This window comes from Mycolicibacterium smegmatis (genome assembly GCF_001457595.1).
Taxonomy (GTDB): Bacteria; Actinomycetota; Actinomycetes; order Mycobacteriales; family Mycobacteriaceae; genus Mycobacterium; species Mycobacterium smegmatis.
Map to the genome: position 1 here is coordinate 2161460 of NZ_LN831039.1, position 18174 is coordinate 2179633.

General features: G+C 67.4%; 18 protein-coding genes and 1 pseudogene. 11 read left to right on the forward strand and 8 right to left on the reverse strand.

Going from position 1 to position 18174, the window contains the following annotated elements; translation table 11 throughout:
• The first annotated feature begins 12 nt into the window (after window positions 1-12).
• Window positions 13-852 carry a GntR family transcriptional regulator gene (locus tag AT701_RS10260; protein WP_371746404.1) on the forward strand — a complete coding sequence of 280 codons (840 nt, stop codon included), beginning with the start codon at window positions 13-15 and terminating at the stop codon, window positions 850-852.
• A gap of 34 nt (window positions 853-886) precedes the next feature.
• On the opposite strand, the gene AT701_RS10265 is transcribed toward AT701_RS10260, so the two are convergent.
• The gene (locus AT701_RS10265; RefSeq protein WP_003893381.1) at window positions 887-1204 is read right to left on the reverse strand and encodes a Dabb family protein; all 318 of its coding nucleotides are present in this window, start codon (window positions 1202-1204) and stop codon (window positions 887-889) included.
• Between the two features lie 145 nt (window positions 1205-1349).
• Window positions 1350-2354 (reverse strand): LacI family DNA-binding transcriptional regulator, encoded by a 1005-nt coding sequence (locus AT701_RS10270; protein ID WP_011728085.1) that lies wholly within the window; start codon window positions 2352-2354, stop codon window positions 1350-1352.
• A gap of 84 nt (window positions 2355-2438) precedes the next feature.
• On the opposite strand from AT701_RS10270, the gene hisD reads away from it, so the two are divergent.
• On the forward strand, window positions 2439-3758 hold the full coding sequence (hisD, locus tag AT701_RS10275; protein WP_058125771.1) for a histidinol dehydrogenase: 1320 nt from the start codon (window positions 2439-2441) through the stop codon (window positions 3756-3758).
• Window positions 3755-4510 carry an SDR family NAD(P)-dependent oxidoreductase gene (locus AT701_RS10280; RefSeq protein ID WP_058125772.1) on the forward strand — a complete coding sequence of 252 codons (756 nt, stop codon included), beginning with the start codon at window positions 3755-3757 and terminating at the stop codon, window positions 4508-4510. The genes hisD and AT701_RS10280 overlap by 4 nt, the downstream gene beginning before the upstream one ends.
• Here AT701_RS10280 and AT701_RS10285 read toward each other — a convergent pair whose 3' ends face one another.
• The 4 genes from AT701_RS10285 to AT701_RS10300 are packed head-to-tail and all read right to left on the reverse strand — an operon-like array spanning window position 4511 to window position 7546.
• A complete protein-coding gene (locus tag AT701_RS10285; protein ID WP_058125773.1) occupies window positions 4511-5596 on the reverse strand; it encodes a sulfate/molybdate ABC transporter ATP-binding protein in 1086 nt (361 codons plus the stop codon).
• The gene (locus tag AT701_RS10290) at window positions 5593-6405 is read right to left on the reverse strand and encodes an ABC transporter permease (RefSeq protein ID WP_058125774.1); all 813 of its coding nucleotides are present in this window, start codon (window positions 6403-6405) and stop codon (window positions 5593-5595) included. The genes AT701_RS10285 and AT701_RS10290 overlap by 4 nt, the downstream gene beginning before the upstream one ends.
• Complete coding sequence (modA, locus tag AT701_RS10295) at window positions 6402-7145, reverse strand: molybdate ABC transporter substrate-binding protein (RefSeq protein WP_011728090.1); 744 nt, start codon at window positions 7143-7145, stop codon at window positions 6402-6404. The genes AT701_RS10290 and modA overlap by 4 nt, the downstream gene beginning before the upstream one ends.
• Entirely contained in the window at window positions 7142-7546 is a 405-nt protein-coding gene (locus tag AT701_RS10300) for a TOBE domain-containing protein (RefSeq protein ID WP_011728091.1), read from the reverse strand. The genes modA and AT701_RS10300 overlap by 4 nt, the downstream gene beginning before the upstream one ends.
• Window positions 7547-7655: 109 nt before the next feature.
• Here AT701_RS10300 and AT701_RS10305 point away from each other — a divergent pair, with 109 nt between their 5' ends.
• A complete protein-coding gene (locus AT701_RS10305) occupies window positions 7656-8402 on the forward strand; it encodes an SDR family oxidoreductase (protein WP_011728092.1) in 747 nt (248 codons plus the stop codon).
• Here the strand turns inward: AT701_RS10305 and AT701_RS10310 are convergent.
• On the reverse strand, window positions 8387-9604 hold the full coding sequence (locus tag AT701_RS10310; protein ID WP_058125775.1) for a cytochrome P450 family protein: 1218 nt from the start codon (window positions 9602-9604) through the stop codon (window positions 8387-8389). The genes AT701_RS10305 and AT701_RS10310 overlap by 16 nt on opposite strands.
• Window positions 9605-9714: 110 nt before the next feature.
• Here AT701_RS10310 and AT701_RS35680 point away from each other — a divergent pair.
• From AT701_RS35680 to AT701_RS10340, 7 genes and pseudogenes are all read left to right on the forward strand, one after another.
• Window positions 9715-9900 (forward strand): annotated as a pseudogene (locus tag AT701_RS35680) (hydroxypyruvate isomerase); the annotation flags it as partial.
• A gap of 230 nt (window positions 9901-10130) precedes the next feature.
• Window positions 10131-12161 (forward strand): acyltransferase family protein, encoded by a 2031-nt coding sequence (locus AT701_RS10315; protein WP_058127593.1) that lies wholly within the window; start codon window positions 10131-10133, stop codon window positions 12159-12161.
• A gap of 201 nt (window positions 12162-12362) precedes the next feature.
• The gene (locus AT701_RS10320; protein WP_058125776.1) at window positions 12363-13817 is read left to right on the forward strand and encodes a GntP family permease; all 1455 of its coding nucleotides are present in this window, start codon (window positions 12363-12365) and stop codon (window positions 13815-13817) included.
• Between the two features lie 14 nt (window positions 13818-13831).
• Complete coding sequence (locus tag AT701_RS10325; RefSeq protein WP_058125777.1) at window positions 13832-15070, forward strand: CaiB/BaiF CoA transferase family protein; 1239 nt, start codon at window positions 13832-13834, stop codon at window positions 15068-15070.
• A complete protein-coding gene (locus AT701_RS10330) occupies window positions 15067-16011 on the forward strand; it encodes a hydroxymethylglutaryl-CoA lyase-like TIM-barrel protein (RefSeq protein ID WP_058125778.1) in 945 nt (314 codons plus the stop codon). The genes AT701_RS10325 and AT701_RS10330 overlap by 4 nt, the downstream gene beginning before the upstream one ends.
• A 16-nt stretch (window positions 16012-16027) precedes the next feature.
• Window positions 16028-16810, forward strand: coding sequence for an IclR family transcriptional regulator (locus AT701_RS10335; RefSeq protein WP_058125779.1), 783 nt, complete (start codon window positions 16028-16030; stop codon window positions 16808-16810).
• Between the two features lie 18 nt (window positions 16811-16828).
• The gene (locus AT701_RS10340) at window positions 16829-17659 is read left to right on the forward strand and encodes an oxidoreductase (protein ID WP_011728098.1); all 831 of its coding nucleotides are present in this window, start codon (window positions 16829-16831) and stop codon (window positions 17657-17659) included.
• A gap of 58 nt (window positions 17660-17717) precedes the next feature.
• Here AT701_RS10340 and AT701_RS10345 read toward each other — a convergent pair whose 3' ends face one another.
• On the reverse strand, window positions 17718-18140 hold the full coding sequence (locus AT701_RS10345; RefSeq protein WP_003893397.1) for a nitroreductase family deazaflavin-dependent oxidoreductase: 423 nt from the start codon (window positions 18138-18140) through the stop codon (window positions 17718-17720).
• Between the last annotated feature and the right edge of the window lie 34 nt (window positions 18141-18174).

Here is an 18174-nt window from a genome sequence, read left to right on the forward strand (position 1 = left end):
TTTCCTGAGCGTGTGGTGTCGGCACCCGGTGCGGGCGCCAGGCGCAGAAGCGCCCTGTTACGACAATCACTCCGATCCGGCGAAAAGTCAACATATTTTCGAAACTTCTCGAATCTTTCGTTTCGGGTACGATGGCCCTGTGATGATGCAGTCAGACGTCGGGGGTTTGCGATGACCGCGGCCGCAGGTGACGTTGTCGAAGGTCTTGGCCCCACGGCGCGCGTCTATCAGGCGTTGCGGGCCGACATTCTCGCAGGACGTATTGCACCCGGGTCGCGGCTCGGCTTCGCCGCGCTGGTGGAGCGCTACGACTGCAGCATCGGCGCGATCAGAGAGGCGTTGCAACGGCTCGGTGAACAGGAACTCGTGATTGCCGAGCCGAAGCGGGGGTTCCGCGTCGTCGACATTTCACCCGACGACCTCAACGATCTGACCGAGGCGCGGTGTGAGATCGAAGTGCTCGCCCTGCGTTATGCGGTCAATCGCGGCAATCTCGAGTGGGAGTCGAAGGTGGTGGCGGCGCATCACCGGATGGAGCGCACACCGATGTTCGCGCCCACCGATCCCGACCGGTTCAACGACGAGTGGGTGCTGGCGCATGCGGAGTTCCACCAGGCGCTGCTCGACGGCTGCTCCAACCGGCGAATTCTGGCCACCGCCAGCGCTTTACGTGATTCCGCTGAGCTCTATCGGCAGTGGTCTGCGCCGCAACACGACCGCAATCGTGACATCGCCGCAGAGCATCGGGCGATCCTCGATGCCGCGGTGGGCCGTGATGCCGACCTGGCGTGTGAGCTGTTGACCGCCCACATTCAGCGCACCACGAACGCGTTGCTGTCGTCTTCCGATTGACGCCGCGCCGAGAGCCGTTCGGCCAGACGCACAGTCAGAGATCGAGAGTCGTGTTTTCGGGAAGCGCGAACTGTACTGCCGAACGCGACGCCGCCATCACCTGCGTGTGCTGCCGGCTGAGTTCGATATGCGCGGGGTGGTCGACGTAGGCGTCGACGTCCTCCGGGTTCTGTAGCAACGCGATCACCGCGTAGTCCGCATTGCCCTCGCGTAAGCCGAGATCGGGCCCGTAATGGTATGACACCAGAACAGGGATTTGAGCCGGGAGCTGTGAGAGGGCGGCGGTCAAGGCGTCGACCTGCTCAGCCGTGACCTCTGGGTGCCAGCGAAAGCTCACCGAGTGCAGGATCATGCGTGCACCGTCCCGCTGATCGAATCATGTTGGCGCATAGCTGGTTCGATGAGATGGTCATGGTCGCTCTCGCTCACGTCCGGAAAATCTACCATCGCCCGGAAACCAGCGGAATGTGCGAAATCTCATCGGCCGCTGAGCCCACCTAACACCCAGGCGCGCCATGGGTGCCGCGCTCGACCATCCCGCCGGGGGCGATGACGTGCTGCTCGGGTTCAGCGCCGTCGATCGCGCGTAGCAGCAGTTCGACTGATACGCGGGCCAGTTCGTCGCGGTCACAGTGCACGGTCGTCAGGTCGACGGTTCCCCAGCCTGCGGCCCCGATGTTGTCGAAGCCGATGATGGTCAGCTCCTCGGGCACCCTGATGCGCAACGCTTTTGCCGCCGACAGTGCGCCGACGGCGATCACGTCGTTGCCGCAGAACACCGCCGACGGGCGGTCTGGCCGGTCCAGGAATTCGAGCGCCGCACGGTGGCCCGCGTCGTAACTGAAGGGAACGCGACGCAGATCCGTGCGTCGCACGTGGAGGCCGTGAGACCGGAGGCTGCTGCGCAGGCCCGACGCCCGGTCCCGTGCGGTCGAGTTGTCCACAGTGCCGTGCAGGGCGCCGATGCGCTGATGACCGAGTCCGGCGAGGAATTCACCTACCAGACGCCCGCCTGCGAGATTGTCGAAGCTGCAACTGCTCGACTCGGGCACGTCGAGGATGCGATTGACCAGGACGTGGGGGACGCCCCGCTCGGTGAGGTCGCGCGGCAGAGTGGAGCGCCGCGTGACGGTGCACAACAGCACGCCGTCATACGAACCGTCGGCGAGCGCGTCGATGGTCACCGGGTCGTCGGCGCGGTCGGCCACGAGGACGGCCCGGTATCCGTATTCGCCCAGGGCGTTTCGCAACGGCTCGACCAACTCGGGATAGAAGGGGTTGGTCAGCGCCTCGGCCACGATCGCCACGCGCTGTGTCGTGCGCGTCGACAACGTGCGTCCGGACGCGCTCGGGATGTAGTCGAGCTCGAGCGCGGCGGTGCGCACCCGCTCACGGGTCTCGGGTGAGGTGCCGGGCAGATTGCGCAACGCGCGCGACACCGTCGGCTGCGACACCCCGGCCTTCTTCGCCACATCGAAGCTGGTCACCGACCTGCGCGCCATCACAGAGCTCCGTTCGCCATGTTCGCAGTTGACAAGTATACGTATGCAATCCAGCGTGGGGCCTGCATCAGAAAGGAGCGCCAGATGATCAACCACCTCAAGAAGGCCACCCCGACCGAGGTCGACGCCAACCGCGACACGGCCGTCAAAGAGACTGTGGCGAAGGTGATTTCCGATGTCGCCACATGCGGAGACGAGGCCGTCAGGGAGTATTCGGCGAAGTTCGACAACTGGTCACCCGAGTCGTTCGCGCTCGGCGCCGACGAGATCGAGCGGATCGTCGCGCGTGTCCCGGAGCAGGCACTCGAGGACATCCGCGCGGTGCAGGCCCGTGTGCGCGACTTCGCGCAGCGCCAGCGCGACGCGATCCTGGACTTCGAAGCCGAGACCGAACCCGGGGTCTTCCTCGGCCAGCGCAACATCCCGGTCGCGGCGGCGGGAGCCTACGTCCCCGGCGGGCGGTATCCACTCGTGGCATCGGCGCACATGACCGTGGTCACCGCGAAGGTTGCAGGCGTCGAGCGGGTGACCGCGTGCACACCGCCCATCCACGGCGAGATCCCCGCCGCGACCGTGGCGGCCCTGCATCTCGCGGGAGCCGACGAGATCAACATTCTCGGCGGCACACAGGCGGTCGCGGCGATGGCGCTGGGCACCGAGACCATCGGCAAGGTGGACCTGCTCGCCGGCCCTGGCAACGCCTATGTGGCGGAAGCCAAACGCCAACTGTTCGGCCAGGTCGGTATCGATCTGTTCGCCGGCCCCACCGAAGTCCTGGTCATCGCCGACGAGTTCGCCGACCCGTTCGTCGTCGCCGTCGATCTGTTGAGCCAGGCCGAGCACGGTCCGGACTCGCCCGCGGTCCTCATCACGACGTCACGCGCGCTGGCCGAGCGGGTCGGCGAGCTCATCGATCGACTCCTGCCCGGCATGCCGACGCGCGACTTCGCCGAACCCGCATGGCGCGATCACGGCGAGATCGCCGTCGTCGACGACATCGACGAAGCGTTCGCACTCGGCGACCGGTACGCGTTCGAGCACGTGCAGGTTCTCACGGCCGATCCGCGCCGGGCGCTGACCGGCATGACCAACTACGGTGCGCTGTTCCTCGGTGAGGGCACGTGTGTCTCGTACGGCGACAAGGTGATCGGTACCAATCACACCCTGCCCACGCGGGGCGCGGCCCGCTACACCGGCGGCCTGTGGGTCGGCAAGTACCTCAAGACCGTCACCTACCAGGAGGTGCGCAGCGCCGAGGCGAGCGCTGAGCTGGGGCGCCTCTGCGGTCGTGCCGCGCGCGTCGAATCGTTCGAGGGGCACGCGCGCTCCGGCGACATCCGCGCGATGAAGTTCGGTGGCGACACGTTCTCCTGGGTACCTGCTGACGCGGCGGTGCCGCAGTGATAACCGGACGCACCGCACTGGTCACCGGTGCGGGCAACGGCCTCGGCCGGGCGATCGCTCTGGCCCTGGCCCACAACGGCGCTCGTGTCGTACTGGTCGGCCGCCGGAGCGAACCGCTGACCGCGGTCGCACAGGAGATCGGCGAAGCGGCGCGCTGGGCCGACTGCGACACCTCCGATCCCGACGCGGTGGCAACACTCGGCGCGACGCTGTCCGACGAGGACATCTCGATCCTGGTCAACAACGCCGGTGTCGCCGGACCGGTGGCAGCGCTCACCGACATCGATCCGCGCGAGTGGGACGAGGTGTTCGCCGTCAACGTGCGCGGTGTCTACCTGATGTGCCGGCAGTTCCTGCCGGCGATGACCGCGCAGGGCCGTGGCGACATCATCAACGTCGCCTCGGTGAGCGGCAAGCGTCCGCTCCCTCGACGCACGCCCTACACCGCCTCGAAGATGGCCGTGATCGGTCTGACCGGCACGCTCGCGTTCGAGGTCGGCCCGCTGGGCGTCAATGTCAACACCCTCTCGCCCGGCCCGGTCGACGGACCACGCATGGACCGCAACTTCGCGCTCGAAGCGAAAACCGTCGGCATCAGCGAAGACGAGGCCCGCGAAGCGTTCGTCGGCCGTGCCGCGCAGAGGCGGATGGTGACCGAAGAGGAGGTTGCGGCCGCGGCCGTCGCGATGCTGAACATGCCCGGGCTGTGCGGGGCCGACATCGACCTGTCGGCCGGGATGATCGCGCGGTGATCACACATTCGGTCGAAGGGCCGGATGGATCGCGACCTCCTGGGCCTTGACCACGAAGTACACCTGCCGGCCGGGGGCGAGGTCCAGATCGGCCGCCGCGGCCGCTGTGACATCGGCGGACAGGCCGGCACTTCCGTCGGGTTGGTCGGCGCCGCGGATGCGGACCGTGCTGCCGTGGACGTCCATCTCGGCGATCGTCACGGCGATCACGTTGCGCGGACTGGCGTGCGGTGCGTCGAGGTGGACCGACACCGCGGCCGGCGTGAACAGCGCGACGGCCGACGTTCCGACGGGAGTGTCTCCGGTCCCCGAAATGACGGTGTCCCAGGGTGTTCGGAGAATCCCGGGCGCGCTGACCGTTCCCGACACCAGATTGGTCCCGGCGATGCGGGCGGCGAACGGACTTCGCGGCGCGGCGAGGACCTCGCGCACCGGACCTCTCTGGACGATCCGGCCGTTCTCGACGACGATCACGGTGTCGGCCATGGCCAGCGCGTCCAGCAGATCGTGCGTGACCACGACGGCGGTGCGACGCTCGGCGGCCAGCAGGTCACGCAGCAGTCGCCGCATCGCCGGCGCGGCGCTGACATCGAGTGCCGACATCGGTTCGTCGAGCAGCAGCACCTTGGGTTCGGCAGCCAGTGCCCGAGCGAGGGCGATCCGTTGCGCCTGACCTCCCGACAACCGCGACGGTCTGCGCTCGGCCAGGTCTTCGGCGTCCACGGCACGCAGCCAGTGCCGCGCCATCGCACGGGCGTGGGATCTGCTGTGTCCCCTGCACCGTGGTGCATAGGCGACGTTGGCCGCCACAGACATGTGGGGGAAGAGCAGCGGATCTTGCGCCAGCATCGCCACACCGCGCGCATGCGGTGGCACGAACACGCCCGACTCCGTGTCGGCCACGACGGTGCCGCCGACGGAGACACGGCCCTGATCGGGGCGCAGCAGGCCGGCGACCAAAGCCAGAAGCGTCGACTTGCCCGCCCCGTTGGGCCCGAGGACGGCCACCACCGCACCATCGTCGACCGTGAGATCGAAAACGGCGTCACGGGCATCGACCCGGGCATGCACCTGGAGCCCACTCACAGCGGACCCGCCAGTTTGCGCGACGCCGACGCGACCACGATGACCGCGGCCACCGCGATCAGCACCAGCGAAAGGGCCACGGCCGCATCGGGATCGGTCTCACGCTGCAGATAGATCTCCAGCGGCAGGGTGCGCGTGACGCCTTGCAGGGAACCGGCGAACGTCAGTGTCGCACCGAATTCACCGAGCGAGCGCGCGAACGCCAGCACGGCACCCGAGAGGATTCCGGGCAGCACGAGCGGCAGCGTCACCGTCCGCAGCACGGTCGTGGGCCGGGCGCCCAGCGTCGCGGCGATTGTCTCGTACCGGTCACCGGCCGACCGCAACGCACCTTCGAGACTCACCACCAGAAACGGCAGCGACACGAACGACTGCGCCAGCACCACCGCGGTCGTGGTGAACGCGATTCGCACGCCTGCCATGTCGAGATACTCTCCGACCAGGCCCATACGCCCGTACGTGTACAGCAGCGCGATGCCGCCGACCACCGGGGGAAGGACCAGCGGCAGGAGCACCAGGGCGCGCAGCACCGACCGGCCGGGAAAGCGTGCCCGCGCCAGCACGACCGCCATCGGCACCCCCAGTAAGATGCACACCGCAGTGGCCGCCGCAGAGGTCTTGAGGCTCAACACGAGTGCCGCGCGTGAGGATTCCGACGTGATCAACGAGATGAACTGCGACCACTCGACCCGAACGAGAATCGCGACCAGAGGGATGACGACGAACAGGGCGCCCAGGGTCGCGGGCACGAAAATCCAGGCCGGCAGGCCGACCTCGACCCGACCGCGGGTGCGTCGCCACGTGATCACGGCGCGACGAAACCCGCTTCGGAGAGCACTTCCTGGCCCTCCGGGCTCACCACCAGATCGACGAATCGCTGAGCGGTCTCGATATCGCCGGAGTCTTTGAGCGTGGCAATCGGGTAGGTGTTCACCGCGTCCGCGGACTCTCCGAACGCGACCGCGGCCACGGCGGCGCCCGCACCCTTGGCGTCGGTCACGTACACCAGCCCCGCATCGGCCTGCCCCGAGGTGACCTTGCCGAGCACATCAGTGACCGCCGATTCCTCGCTGACCGGATGCAGTGTCACTCCGGTGGCCTTCTCGACCTTCTCGGTCGCCGCTCCGCAGGGCACCTGCGGTGCGCACACGACCACCGAGATGCCAGGTTTCGTCAGGTCGGCGAAAGACGTGATGTGCTTGGGGTTTCCCGGTGCCGTGACGATCGTGAGCGTGTTGGCCGCGAAGTCCACGGGGTCGCCGTGGACCAGGCCGGCGTCGACCACCTTGTTCATGTTCGGGGCGTCGGCCGAGGCGAACACGTCGGCGGGCGCGCCCTGCGTCAACTGCGTGGCGAGGTCCGACGAACCCGCGAAGTTGAACTCGACGGTGGCGCCCGGGTTGGCGTCCTCGAACCGCTTGCCCAGCTCGGTGAACACCGACTTGAGCGAGGCGGCCGCGAAGACCGTGAGGTGATCGTCGTTCGCGGGCGCCGGTGTGCAACCCGCGAGCAGGAACACGCCGACCACCACGCTCACCACACGGATCATGAACTGCCTCCCGGAGTTTCGACGATCACCGTTGTCGCCTTGACGACTGCCACGGCCACCTTTCCGGGTTCCAGGCCCAGTGCTGCCACCGATCCGCTGCTCATCAGGGAGACCACCTGGAACGGTCCGCACTGCATCTGGACCTCGGCCATCACGCTGTCGGCGGTCACCTTCGTGACCAGACCGACGAACCGGTTGCGGGCCGAACTCGCGATACCGGTCGGGTCCGGCGGGGGAGTCGCGTGGGCCTGGGCGAACGCGGCGAGGACATCACCGGCGATGACCTTGCGGCCGGCGTCGTCCTTGCTCGCGGGCAGGGCGCCGCTGTCGATCCAGCGGCGCACCGTGTCGTCACTGACGCCGAGCAGTGCGGCCGCGTCCTTGATACGGATTGACGTCACCCGACCTCCAGTTGATGATCGCATCCGCAACTGCGGATGAAGAGGCATGTTTGAACAGCATATGCGAAGAAATTGGTCCGGATCGCGGTGCTCCTCAGATCCGACGACAATGGCGCCCGTGCAGAAAGTCGTGATCATCACCGGCGCAGGCAGCGGGATCGGCCAGGCGACCGCCCAGGTGTTGTTGGATGCGGGCCATCATGTGGTGCTCGCCGGCCGCAGGGCCGACGCGCTGCGTGGGGTCGCGCAGGGCCGCCCGAACGCGCGGGTGGTGCCGACCGACGTCACCGACCCGGCGTCGGTGCGCGCGTTGTTCGCCGACGCGGTGGCGACCTTCGGACGTGTCGACGTGCTGTTCAACAACGCGGGAGTGTTCGGACCGTCGGCGTCGGTCGCAGAGATCGACGACGAGCAGTGGGAGCGCACATGGCGCACCAACGTCGACGGATCCGTGTTCTGTGCCCGTGAGGCCGCGCGTGTCATGTCCGAGCAACTGCCGCGCGGTGGCCGCATCATCAACAACGGGTCGCTCTCGGCGCACCGACCCCGGCCCAACAGCCTCGCCTACACCGTCACCAAACATGCCATCAGCGGTCTGACCGCGTCGATGCTGCTGGACCTGCGCAGCGTCGACATCTGTGTGACCCAGATCGACATCGGCAATGCCGCCACCAGCATGACGACGGGCTTCAGCCACCAGACCCTGCAAGCCGACGGCTCACTGGCCGCCGAACCGGTCTTCGACGTGGTGCACGTGGCGCGCGCGGTGGCCCATCTGGTGGACCTGCCGTTGGAGGTCGCGGTGCCGTCCCTGACGGTGATGGCCCGCGAGATGCCGTTCTACGGTCGCGGCTGAGGGACGCGCGTCAACCGCACCGGTAGCGACTTCAGGCCGTGCATCAGCGTGCCGTTGTGATACCGGAGTTCGGCGGTGGGATCGAGGGGGATGCTGTCGTAGCGCTGAACGATCCGCCCGATCGCGGTGACCCCCTCCATGCGCGCCAACGGCGCTCCAAGGCAGTAGTGGATGCCGTGGCCGAATGCGATGTGTCCGCGGGTGTTTCGCTCGATGTCGAAGCGGTCCGCGTTCTCGAAGCGGCCCGTGTCCCGGTTGGCCGAGAGCAGCGACAGAAAGATCTGTTCGTTCGCCGGGACGACGACGCCGTCGACATCGATGTCCGCCGTGGCATAGCGCCATGTCGCGATGTTGACCGGACCGTCGAAGCGCAGGATCTCCTCGACGGCGCCTGCCGTCAGATCCGGGTTCTCACGGACCTTTTCGAGTTGTGACGGATTGTCGATCAGGGCCAGCGTCCCGTTGCCGATCAGATTGACCGTCGTCTCGTACCCCGCGGTGATCAGCAGGAAGCACATGGCCATCAGTTCGTCGCGGGTCAAGCCGTGTCCGTCGACCGACGCGCCGATCATGCCCGACAGCAGGTCTTCGCCGGGTTCGCGGATCTTCTCGTCGATCACCGCGTTCAGGATCTCGATTGTCGCGCGTCCCGATTCCGCCTTCTCCTCGACGGTGACGCTCATCAGAAGCGGCGTGACAGCGGCCCGGAACGGTTGGGCGTATTCGACTGCCACACCGAGTAATTCGGCGATTACCTGGATCGGCAGCGGTTCGGCGTAATCGGCCATCAGATCGATCGGCTCGTCGCCGCTGCGCAGATCGATGTCGTCGAGCAACTCGTCGGCGATCGCATCGATGACGGGTTGCATGCGTGCCAAGGCTTTCGGCGTGAACGCCTGGACGACGAGCCGCCGCAGACGCGTGTGCTCCGGCGGGTCGAGGTTCAACATGTGGTTGTGCAACTGCGGTGAGATGTACGGCCGGACGCGGTCAGGGGCCAACCGGGGGAGTGCGCTGGTGTGATCCTTGCTCACGCGGGGATCCTTCAGCAACGCCATCACGTCGGCATACCGGGTCACCAGCCATCCGCGCACCCCGCCGATGAGTTCGACCTCGCACACGGGCGCCTCGGATCGCAGCATCCGGTAGAGCCCCTCCGGATCCTGCGCGAATTGTTCGTCCAGAATCATGTTGTCGATCAACGCTTCTCCGCACCATCGTGATCCCCCGGGATCGGCCTGACCTCGTATGTGTAAACGCGTCGGTTGACCGGACCATTCGCAGCAGGTGAGGATGCTGACGTGTGGGTGCCGTGTCGTCGCGCTATGTGGTCAACTGCTCGATCCTGTTGACCGATCTGCCTCTGTTGCAGCGGCCTTGCGCCGCGCGGGCGGCCGGTTTCGAAGCAGTCGAGTTCTGGTGGCCGTTTCCCGACCCGGTGCCCGGCGACCGCGAGGTCGACGCGTTCGCCGGCGCTGTCACCGACGCCGGAACTCGCTGCTCTGCTCGCGCGACTCGGCGAGCGCGGCTACCCCGGACATGTGAGCCTGGAATACCGCGCCGATCAGAGTGCCGCCAGTTCCGATCCGTTCGCCTGGTTACCTCCGTCACAACGGCTCGACCCGTGGGCCTGAGCAGTATCGACAGGTGTCAGATGAGGGTCGCCGGACGGCTATGCTCTCTGCGGTCTCGTCGGCGCCGACCCGCAACCGCCCAGGAAATTCATTCGTGCAGATAACACAGAGCCATCCGATCCTCGCGCCCGCTGTCGCGCGGCGAACCCGCGGCGATCTCTGCGGTCTGATCGGCATCGCGATCGCGTGGGTGGTGATCGGCCAGGTGTGGTTCGGTCAGGTCTGCGGCGGCGTCGACATCCTCTTGGCGCTCGCGGGTTTCGCCGCGGGCCGTCGTCTGCTGCGCACCGGCGGGGTGCGCGCCTCGGCGCTGTGGCTGATGCGCGGGTGGCTGCCCGCCCTGGTCGCGGTGATCGCTGTGTGCGCGGTGCTGACCGTGCTGATCCAGCCGCAGACCCGGTGGGAGGACTTCGCCGACCAGACCCTGGCGAGCCTGGGCTTCTATCAGAACTGGCAGATCCTCGGAACCGCCGACGACTACCTGCAGGCCAGTGAGGCGGTGACGCCGCTGTATCACCTCTGGCTGGTGTCGGCCGCGGGCCAGATCCTGCTCTTCGTCCTGGTGCTCGCCGCGCTGGTCGGCGCGGCGGCCCGTCGCGCGGCCCCCGAGCGCAGGCGCGCCGTCCTGGTGGCGTCGGTGGCAGTGGCGACGGTCGCGTCGCTGGTCTACGCGATCCTCACGCACACCGACAACCAGGTGCTGACCTACTACAGCTCGGTGTCGCGGGCGTGGGAGCTGCTGGCCGGGGTGCTGGCCGCGGCATATGTCGCCCGGGTGCACTGGTCGCGGTGGGTGCGCTCGCTGGCCGTGGTCATCGGCGTGGCGACGATTGTCGCGTCGAGCCTGCTGCTCGACGGCATGCAGCAGTTTCCCGGCCCGTGGGCGCTGGTCCCGGTGGGTGCGACCGTGCTGATCATCCTCGCCGCAGCAAACGGAGCGACGTGCGCGAGCGGCGTTCTGAGCAGCACGCCGATGACCGCCTTGGGCGCGATGGCCTACCCGTTGTACCTGTGGCACTGGCCGCTGCTGATCTTCTGGTTCGCCTACAGCAACAACGACACGGCCGGTCTGACCGCCGGAACGGTCGTGGTGCTCGCCTCGGTCGCCCTGGCGTGGGTGACATGGCGCGGCACCGAGCAGCGCTGGGGCCGACCGGCGTCACACACCGGGTTGGCCGTTGCCATGATCGTGCTGATGGTGGTCGCGCTGACCGTCACGTCGTTCGCGTGGCGGGGCCACGTCGCCGGGGTGCGTGAGAACGGCGCCGATCTCAACGCCCTGCCGCTGCGCGACTATCCCGGCGCGCTGGCACTCACCGAGAACCGCAAGGTCTCGAAGCTGCCGATGCGCCCCACGGCACTGGAGGCCTCCGACGACGTGCCGCCGTCGACGTTGGACCAGTGCGTCACCAACTTCCCTGACACCGACGTCACCGTATGCGTCTACGGAGACCCCAAGGCCGAGCGCACCATCGCGGTGGCCGGCGGGTCACACTCCGAGCACTGGCTGACCGCTCTGCACGCGCTCGGCCGCCAGCACGGTTTCCGCGTCACCACCTATCTCAAGATGGGCTGCCCGCTGACCACCAAAGAGGTGCCGCTGATCGCCGGGCCGTTCGAGCCGTACCCCGCGTGCCGGACATGGGCGGACGAGGCGCTGCAGCGCATCATCGCCGACCGGCCCGACTACGTCTTCTTCACCACCACGCGCCCGATCCTCAACGGTCCGGGCGACTACGTCCCCGACTACTACCTGGGCATCTGGGATGAGCTGTCTGCCAACGGTATCCGCATGCTCGGCATCCGTGACACGCCGTGGATGATCCGCGACGGGCGCTTCTTCGCGCCCGTCGACTGCCTGTCCGACGGCGGGGATCCCGACACGTGCGGCATGCCCCGTCACGAGGCCCTCGCGCAGCGCAACCCCACCCTGGACCACCTGGCCGACTACCCGCTGATGAGCGTGCTCGATCTCAGCGATGCGGTGTGCAGGCCCGACCGCTGCCGCGCGGTGGAGGGCAACGTGCTGGTCTACCACGACATCCACCACCTGTCCGCGACCTACGTGCGGACCCTCGCCGACGAACTCGGGCGGCAACTCTCCGACGCCACCGGCTGGTGGTGACCTCACTTCACTGAGCGATCTGCGCACCCGCGCGCGCTCAGCGTGACAAACCGTGTGCAAAACGCGTGGTCATCGCGTTGCGTGGGTTTGCTCTGCCCAGGTCTTGTTTACATCGTGGGTTAGTGCTCATAATGTGGGTGTAGTCGTGACCCGTGCCACAGCAGCGTGGGTTCGCTCAACCGCCCTCTAGGAGTTCCGCTCATGTCAGAAACCGCAATAGTGATCAACACTGCGGTCGCAATCCTCGCGGTGGTCGTGATGATCGTGAGGTTCAAGTTCAACCCCGTGGTCTCGCTCGTGGTGGGGTCCGCATATCTCGGCCTGGCCGTCGGGCTGGGGGTCGAGAAGACCATCGAGGCCATCACCACGGGTTTCGGCGACATCATGGCCGAAGTCGGACTGCTGATCGCGTTCGGCGTGCTGATGGGTGCGATCCTGCAGCAGACCGGCGCGATCCAACGTCTGGTCGAGACACTGCTGCGATGGTTCGGCGCCAAGCGGATGCCGTACGCGATGTCGTTGACCATCGCGACCGCGCTGCAGTCGATCTTTCTCGATGTGCTGCTGGTCATCTCGGCGCCGCTGGCACGCAACCTCGCCAAGCGGATCGGCAAGAACGGCACGCCGCGCATGGCCGCGGCCATGGCGATCGGCCTGGAGTGCGGCATCGTGCTGACCGTGCCCGGTGTGGGCGCGCTCGCGCTCGCCGGCCTGCTGGGTGTTCCGCTCGGCAAGATGCTGCTGTTCGGTCTGTGCCTGGTGATCCCGACCGTCGCGATCGCGGTGGCCATCATGTCGTTCCTGTTCAATCACGGCTGGTGGGATCCCGCCCGCGACGAGCAGCCGTTCCTGGGTGACGAACCGACCCTCGGGTCGGACGGTTCGGAGGGCCCGCATGATTCCGCGACCGACGCGACCGACGCGACCGAGTCCGACGGTTCGGCTCCCGCGGCGCCGGCATCCTCGGGCGCCACCGCGACGACCGTGAAAGCCAAGCGCGACACCGCAACCCAGGCCCCGCTTCTGCTGTTGTTCGGCCCGATGCTGGCATCGCTGGTGCTGATCGCCGCCGGGGCGATCCTCGACGCGGCCGAAATCGAGATCCCCGCGGTCAAGTTCATCTCGTCACCGGTGATCGCACTGCTGATCGGCCTCATCGGCACGAGCTTCGTCGGGCGCCGTGTCCAGGGCGGCAAGGCCGTCGAAGCCGCCATCGCCACGGGTTTCAAGGAGAGCGGGCAGATCCTGATCCTCACCGGTGTCGGCGGTTCACTCGCCGCCACGATCAAGGCCGCGGGCCTCGGCGACATTCTCGGTGAGTACTTCACCGCCAGCACCGCCGCACCACTGCTCGTGGTGTGGGTGATCGCCGCGGCCTTGCACGTGGCCGTCGGATCGGTCACCATCTCGGCGATCACCTCGGCGGGCATCCTGGCGCCCGTCGCACCGATCATCGGGTTGGACCCGGTCCTGATCGCACTGGCCGCCGGCGCCGGTTCGCTGTTCGCCGTCCACGTCACGAGCAACACCTTCTGGCTGCTGCAGTCCCTGATGGGGCAGTCCACCCGAGGTGCGCTCAAGACCGTCACGGTGGGCGTGTCGGTGGCCTCGGTGGTCGCGATCCTGCTGCTGCTGCCTGCAAGCCTGCTGTTCTGATCTACGAGAAAGCCATGACTGACAACGCTATTCGCGACACCCCTGACATCCGTCCACTGGCCGGCGTGCGTGTGCTCGAACTCGGCAACTACATCGCCGCCCCGACCGCGGGCCGTATGCTCGCCGACTTCGGCGCCGAGGTGATCAAGGTCGAACGCCCGGGCACCGGTGACGAACTGCGCAACTGGCGCCTCTACGCAGGCAGCACCTCGATGCTGTACCGCACGATCAACCGCAACAAGAAGTCGATCGTGCTCGACCTGAAATCCGAAGCGGGACGGGCGGTTGTGCTCGATCTGCTGCGGCATTGCGATGTGCTGCTGGAGAACTTCCGGCCCGGCACCCTCGAGAAGTGGGGGCTTGGGCCCGAACGTCTCGACGAGGTGAACCCGGACCTGGTGATCACGCGCATCTCCGCCTTCGGCCAGACCGGTCCGATGTCGGAGCGTCCCGGCTTCGCCGCGGTCGCCGAGGCGTACGGCGGGTTGCGGGAACTGGTCGGTGACCCCGACCGTCCGCCCGTGCGCACCGGGGTGTCCATCGGCGATTCGATCGCGGGCATCCACGCGGCCTTCGGCACCGTGATGGCGCTGTTCCAGCGTGAACGTGCCAAAGCGCCCACCGAAATTCCTCTGCCGCAACGGATCATCGACGTCGCGCTCAACGAGTCGATCCTGTCGGTGATGGAATCGCTGATCCCCGACTACCTCGCCTACGGTGTCCAGCGCCAACGCGTGGGCGGCCGCATGGAAGGGATCGCCCCGAGCAATGCCTACCCGTGCGCCGACGGCACCAGCATCATCGTCGCGGGCAACGGCGACGCGATCTACCAGCGGTACATGCGCACCATCGGGCGTCCCGACCTGGCAACCGATCCCGACCTGCAGACCAACGTCGGGCGCTGGGCGCGCCGTGACGAGCTCGACGAGGCGATCTCGGCGTGGACCATCCGGCACACCCGTGACGAGGCGCTCAAGCTGCTCGACGAGGCAGGCGTGCCGTCCGGCCCCATCTACACCGCGGCCGACATCTGCGACGACCAGCAGTACGAGGCGCGGAACATGATCCAGCACTTCGCCGTCGACACGGGCGGCGCCGAACCGCAGCCCGTCGGTTTTCCCGGCATCGTCCCGGTCATCGGCGGGGCGTCGCTGCCGATCCGGAACGTGGGCCCCGATCTGGGGGAGCACACGCACGAGGTGCTCTCCGGCATCCTCGGACTCACCGACGCCGAAATCGAGGCACTTTCATGACTGTTCGTGAACCCAGCCCCTACACCCCGCGCGCGGAGTTGCGCGATGTCACCCTTCGTGACGGGCTGCAGCTGACCGCAAAGACCCTGCCGACCGAACTCAAGATCGAGGTCGTGCGCGAACTGTTGCGCCTCGGTGTGCCCGCGTTGGAGATCGGGTCGATGGCGCGGGCCGATCTGGTGCCCACCCTCGCCGACACGCTCGACGTCGTGGCCGCCCTCACGCCCGAGGAACTCGACCGGTGCTGGATCTGGGTGGCCACCCCGCGCCACGTCGAGAAGGCAGCCGCGGCAGGCGCACGCAAGTTTCAGTACTGCCTGTCGGCGTCGGACGCGCACAACAAGGCCAACATCGGGCGTGACACCGAGACCAGCGTCGCGGCCATGCCCGACGCGATCCGCATCGCCCACGAGGCGGGCGGTGAGATCCAACTGTGCATCGCCACGGCGTTCACGTGCCCGTTCGACGGGCTCGTGGACCCGCAGCGGGTGTGGGGGATCGCGGCCGATCCGCGCACCTCCGGCGCCGTCGACATCGTCGTGTGCGACACGATCGGCCAGGCGATCCCCACCCAGGTCAGTGCGCTCATCCACGGGTTGCACCCGGTGAACCCCGAGCGGCGCATCGTGTTTCACGGTCACGACACGTGGGGCCTCGGGGTGGCCAACACCCTCGCGGCCATCGACGCGGGCGCCACGATGGTCGACGGCTCACTCGGCGGTCTCGGCGGGTGCCCGTTCGCGCCCGGTGCGAGCGGCAACACCTCCAGCGAGGATCTGCTGTTCGCGTTGCGCCCGGACTGGCTCACCCCGTCGGCATTCGAATCGCTCGTGCTGCTCTCGGAGAAGGTCCTCGCCGAGTTGGGGGAGCCCAACCGGTCCAAGGCCGCGCAGGGCGCGAGGTCCAAGGCGCGTGCGTTCGGCTGGGTCATCGATGCCTGAACGGTAGATTTGCGCCATGGCAAAGGGAGACGGGGACTCCGGCAAGCAGCAGACGCTTCTGGTGCTGACGAAGATCGTCGAGATCCTCAACGCGTTCACCCTGACACGCCCGGCGATGACCCTCGGCGAGATCCAGCAGGCCACCGGTCTGCCGACCTCGACGGTGCAGCGACTGGTCAGCAACATGGTGGCCCAGGGCATGCTGGACCGCGTCGGCGAACAGATCCGCATCGGCATCCGCATGTCCTACTGGGCGGCCACCGCGCGCAAAGACCTCGACGTGCTCACGATCGTCACCCCGGTGCTCAAGGAGATCCGCGACAAGATCGGTGAGACGGCATGCTTTTTCACCGTCGAACAGAACTTCCGGGTGTGCGTCGCGGTCGCGGAGACCCACCACGCGTTGCGTAGGCACATGTACGTCGGCAAAGTCATTCCGCTGCATGTGGGTTCGGCGTCGCGGGTGTTGCTGGCGTGGAATCCCGAGCTGGCAGAACGCATTCTCAGCGCACCGCTGGAACCCCTGACCGAGGGCACCGTCACCAGTGCCGAAGATCTCGCCGCGCTGATCGCCAAGGCGAGGGCCGACGGCTACGCCATCACCACCGGTGAGCGCGAGGATTCGGCGTCGGGACTGTCCGCGCCCGTATTCGATTCTGCCGGTGACGTTCTGGGCGCACTCACCATCAGCGGCCCCACGGTTCGCATGCCGCTGGAGAAGTGCGAGGAGTGGGTGGACCTCGTCGTGGGCTATGCCGAACAGATCACGCGGAGTCTGGGCGGCCGCCCACCCGCGTGAACTCGCTAGGGTGAAGTCATGACCACATGGCTGATCACCGGATGCTCCACAGGAATCGGACGTACGCTCGCCGAGGCGGTGGCCGCGGCCGGCCACAACCTGGTGGTCACGGCCCGCGATGTGTCGTCGGTGGCCGACATCGCCGAGACGGCGCCGGACCGTGTCGTGGCCGCGCCGCTCGACGTCACGCGCCCAGAGCAGGTCACCGCGGCCGCTCAGCTGGCCGACGAGCGGTTCGGCGGTGTGGACGTGCTCGTGAACAATGCCGGCTACGGCTACCGCGCGGCGGTCGAAGAAGGCGACGATGCCGACGTCCGCACGCTTTTCGACACGCACATCTTCGGCACGGTCGCCACGATCAAGGCCGTGCTGCCCGGGATGCGGGCCCGCAGGCGCGGGGCCATCGTCAACATCTCCTCGATCGGAGCGCAGATCACCCCGCCCGGGTCGGGCTACTACGCCGCGGCCAAGGCCGCGGTCGAGGGCCTCAGCGGGTCACTGCACACCGAACTCGCGCCGCTCGGCATCTCGGTCACGGTCGTCGAACCCGGAGGTTTCCGCACCGACTTCGCCGGGCGGTCCCTGAAACAGTCGGCCGCCGCGATCGACGACTACGCCGATACCGCGGGCAAGCGCCGCAAAGAACACGACCGCGTGCACGGCACACAGCCAGGTGATCCCGTCAAGGCGGCCGCCGCGATCATCAAGGCCGTCGAATCGCCTGAGCCACCGGCGTTTCTGCTGCTCGGATCCGATGCGCTGTCGGCCTACCGGCGCGTCGCGCAGGCACGTGCCGAGGAGATCGACAAGTGGGCCGATCTGACCACCAGCACCGACTTCGATTCCTGACATGACAGAGCGGCCCCGGGATCTCCCGGGGCCGCCCTGTTCGATTCACTCGACCGATCTATTCGACGATGAACACGGGGATCAGCCGGTCGGTCTTGGTCTGGTACTCCGCGTACGGCGGATAGGCCTCGACCGCGAGCTTCCACCAGTGCTCGCGCTCCTCGCCCTCGAGTTCACGGGCGGTGCGGTCAGGCAGCACCTTGTCACCGTCCTGCACGCTGACCGTCGGATTGGCCTTGACGTTGAAGTACCACGACGGGTGCTTGGGGTCGCCACCCTTGGACGCGACCATGGCGTACTTGCCGTTCTCCTCGACCCGCATCAGCGGGACGTAACGCTTCTTGCCGGATTTGGCGCCGGTCGTCGTGAACAGCACGATCGGACGGTCCAGCACGTGCACACCATCGGTGGTGCCCTGCTCGAGAATGCGTTCGGTCTGCTCGCGTACCCAGTCGGTCGGGCTCAGTTCGGCATCAGTCATTCTGTGGTCAACGCCCTCACCACCCGGGTTATTC

Excerpts from the sequence above, each read along its gene's own strand:
- hisD (WP_058125771.1), top strand. The coding sequence starts at position 2,439 with ATGATCAACCACCTCAAGAAGGCCACCCCGACCGAGGTCGACGCCAAC.
- AT701_RS10265 (WP_003893381.1), bottom strand. The coding sequence starts at position 1,204 with ATGATCCTGCACTCGGTGAGCTTTCGCTGGCACCCAGAGGTCACGGCT.
- modA (WP_011728090.1), bottom strand. The coding sequence starts at position 7,145 with ATGATCCGTGTGGTGAGCGTGGTGGTCGGCGTGTTCCTGCTCGCGGGT.
- AT701_RS10345 (WP_003893397.1), bottom strand. The coding sequence starts at position 18,140 with ATGACTGATGCCGAACTGAGCCCGACCGACTGGGTACGCGAGCAGACC.
- AT701_RS10325 (WP_058125777.1), top strand. The coding sequence starts at position 13,832 with ATGACTGACAACGCTATTCGCGACACCCCTGACATCCGTCCACTGGCC.
- AT701_RS10330 (WP_058125778.1), top strand. The coding sequence starts at position 15,067 with ATGACTGTTCGTGAACCCAGCCCCTACACCCCGCGCGCGGAGTTGCGC.
- AT701_RS10270 (WP_011728085.1), bottom strand. The coding sequence starts at position 2,354 with ATGGCGCGCAGGTCGGTGACCAGCTTCGATGTGGCGAAGAAGGCCGGG.
- AT701_RS10320 (WP_058125776.1), top strand. The coding sequence starts at position 12,363 with ATGTCAGAAACCGCAATAGTGATCAACACTGCGGTCGCAATCCTCGCG.
- AT701_RS10305 (WP_011728092.1), top strand. The coding sequence starts at position 7,656 with ATGGCGCCCGTGCAGAAAGTCGTGATCATCACCGGCGCAGGCAGCGGG.
- AT701_RS10340 (WP_011728098.1), top strand. The coding sequence starts at position 16,829 with ATGACCACATGGCTGATCACCGGATGCTCCACAGGAATCGGACGTACG.
- AT701_RS10335 (WP_058125779.1), top strand. The coding sequence starts at position 16,028 with ATGGCAAAGGGAGACGGGGACTCCGGCAAGCAGCAGACGCTTCTGGTG.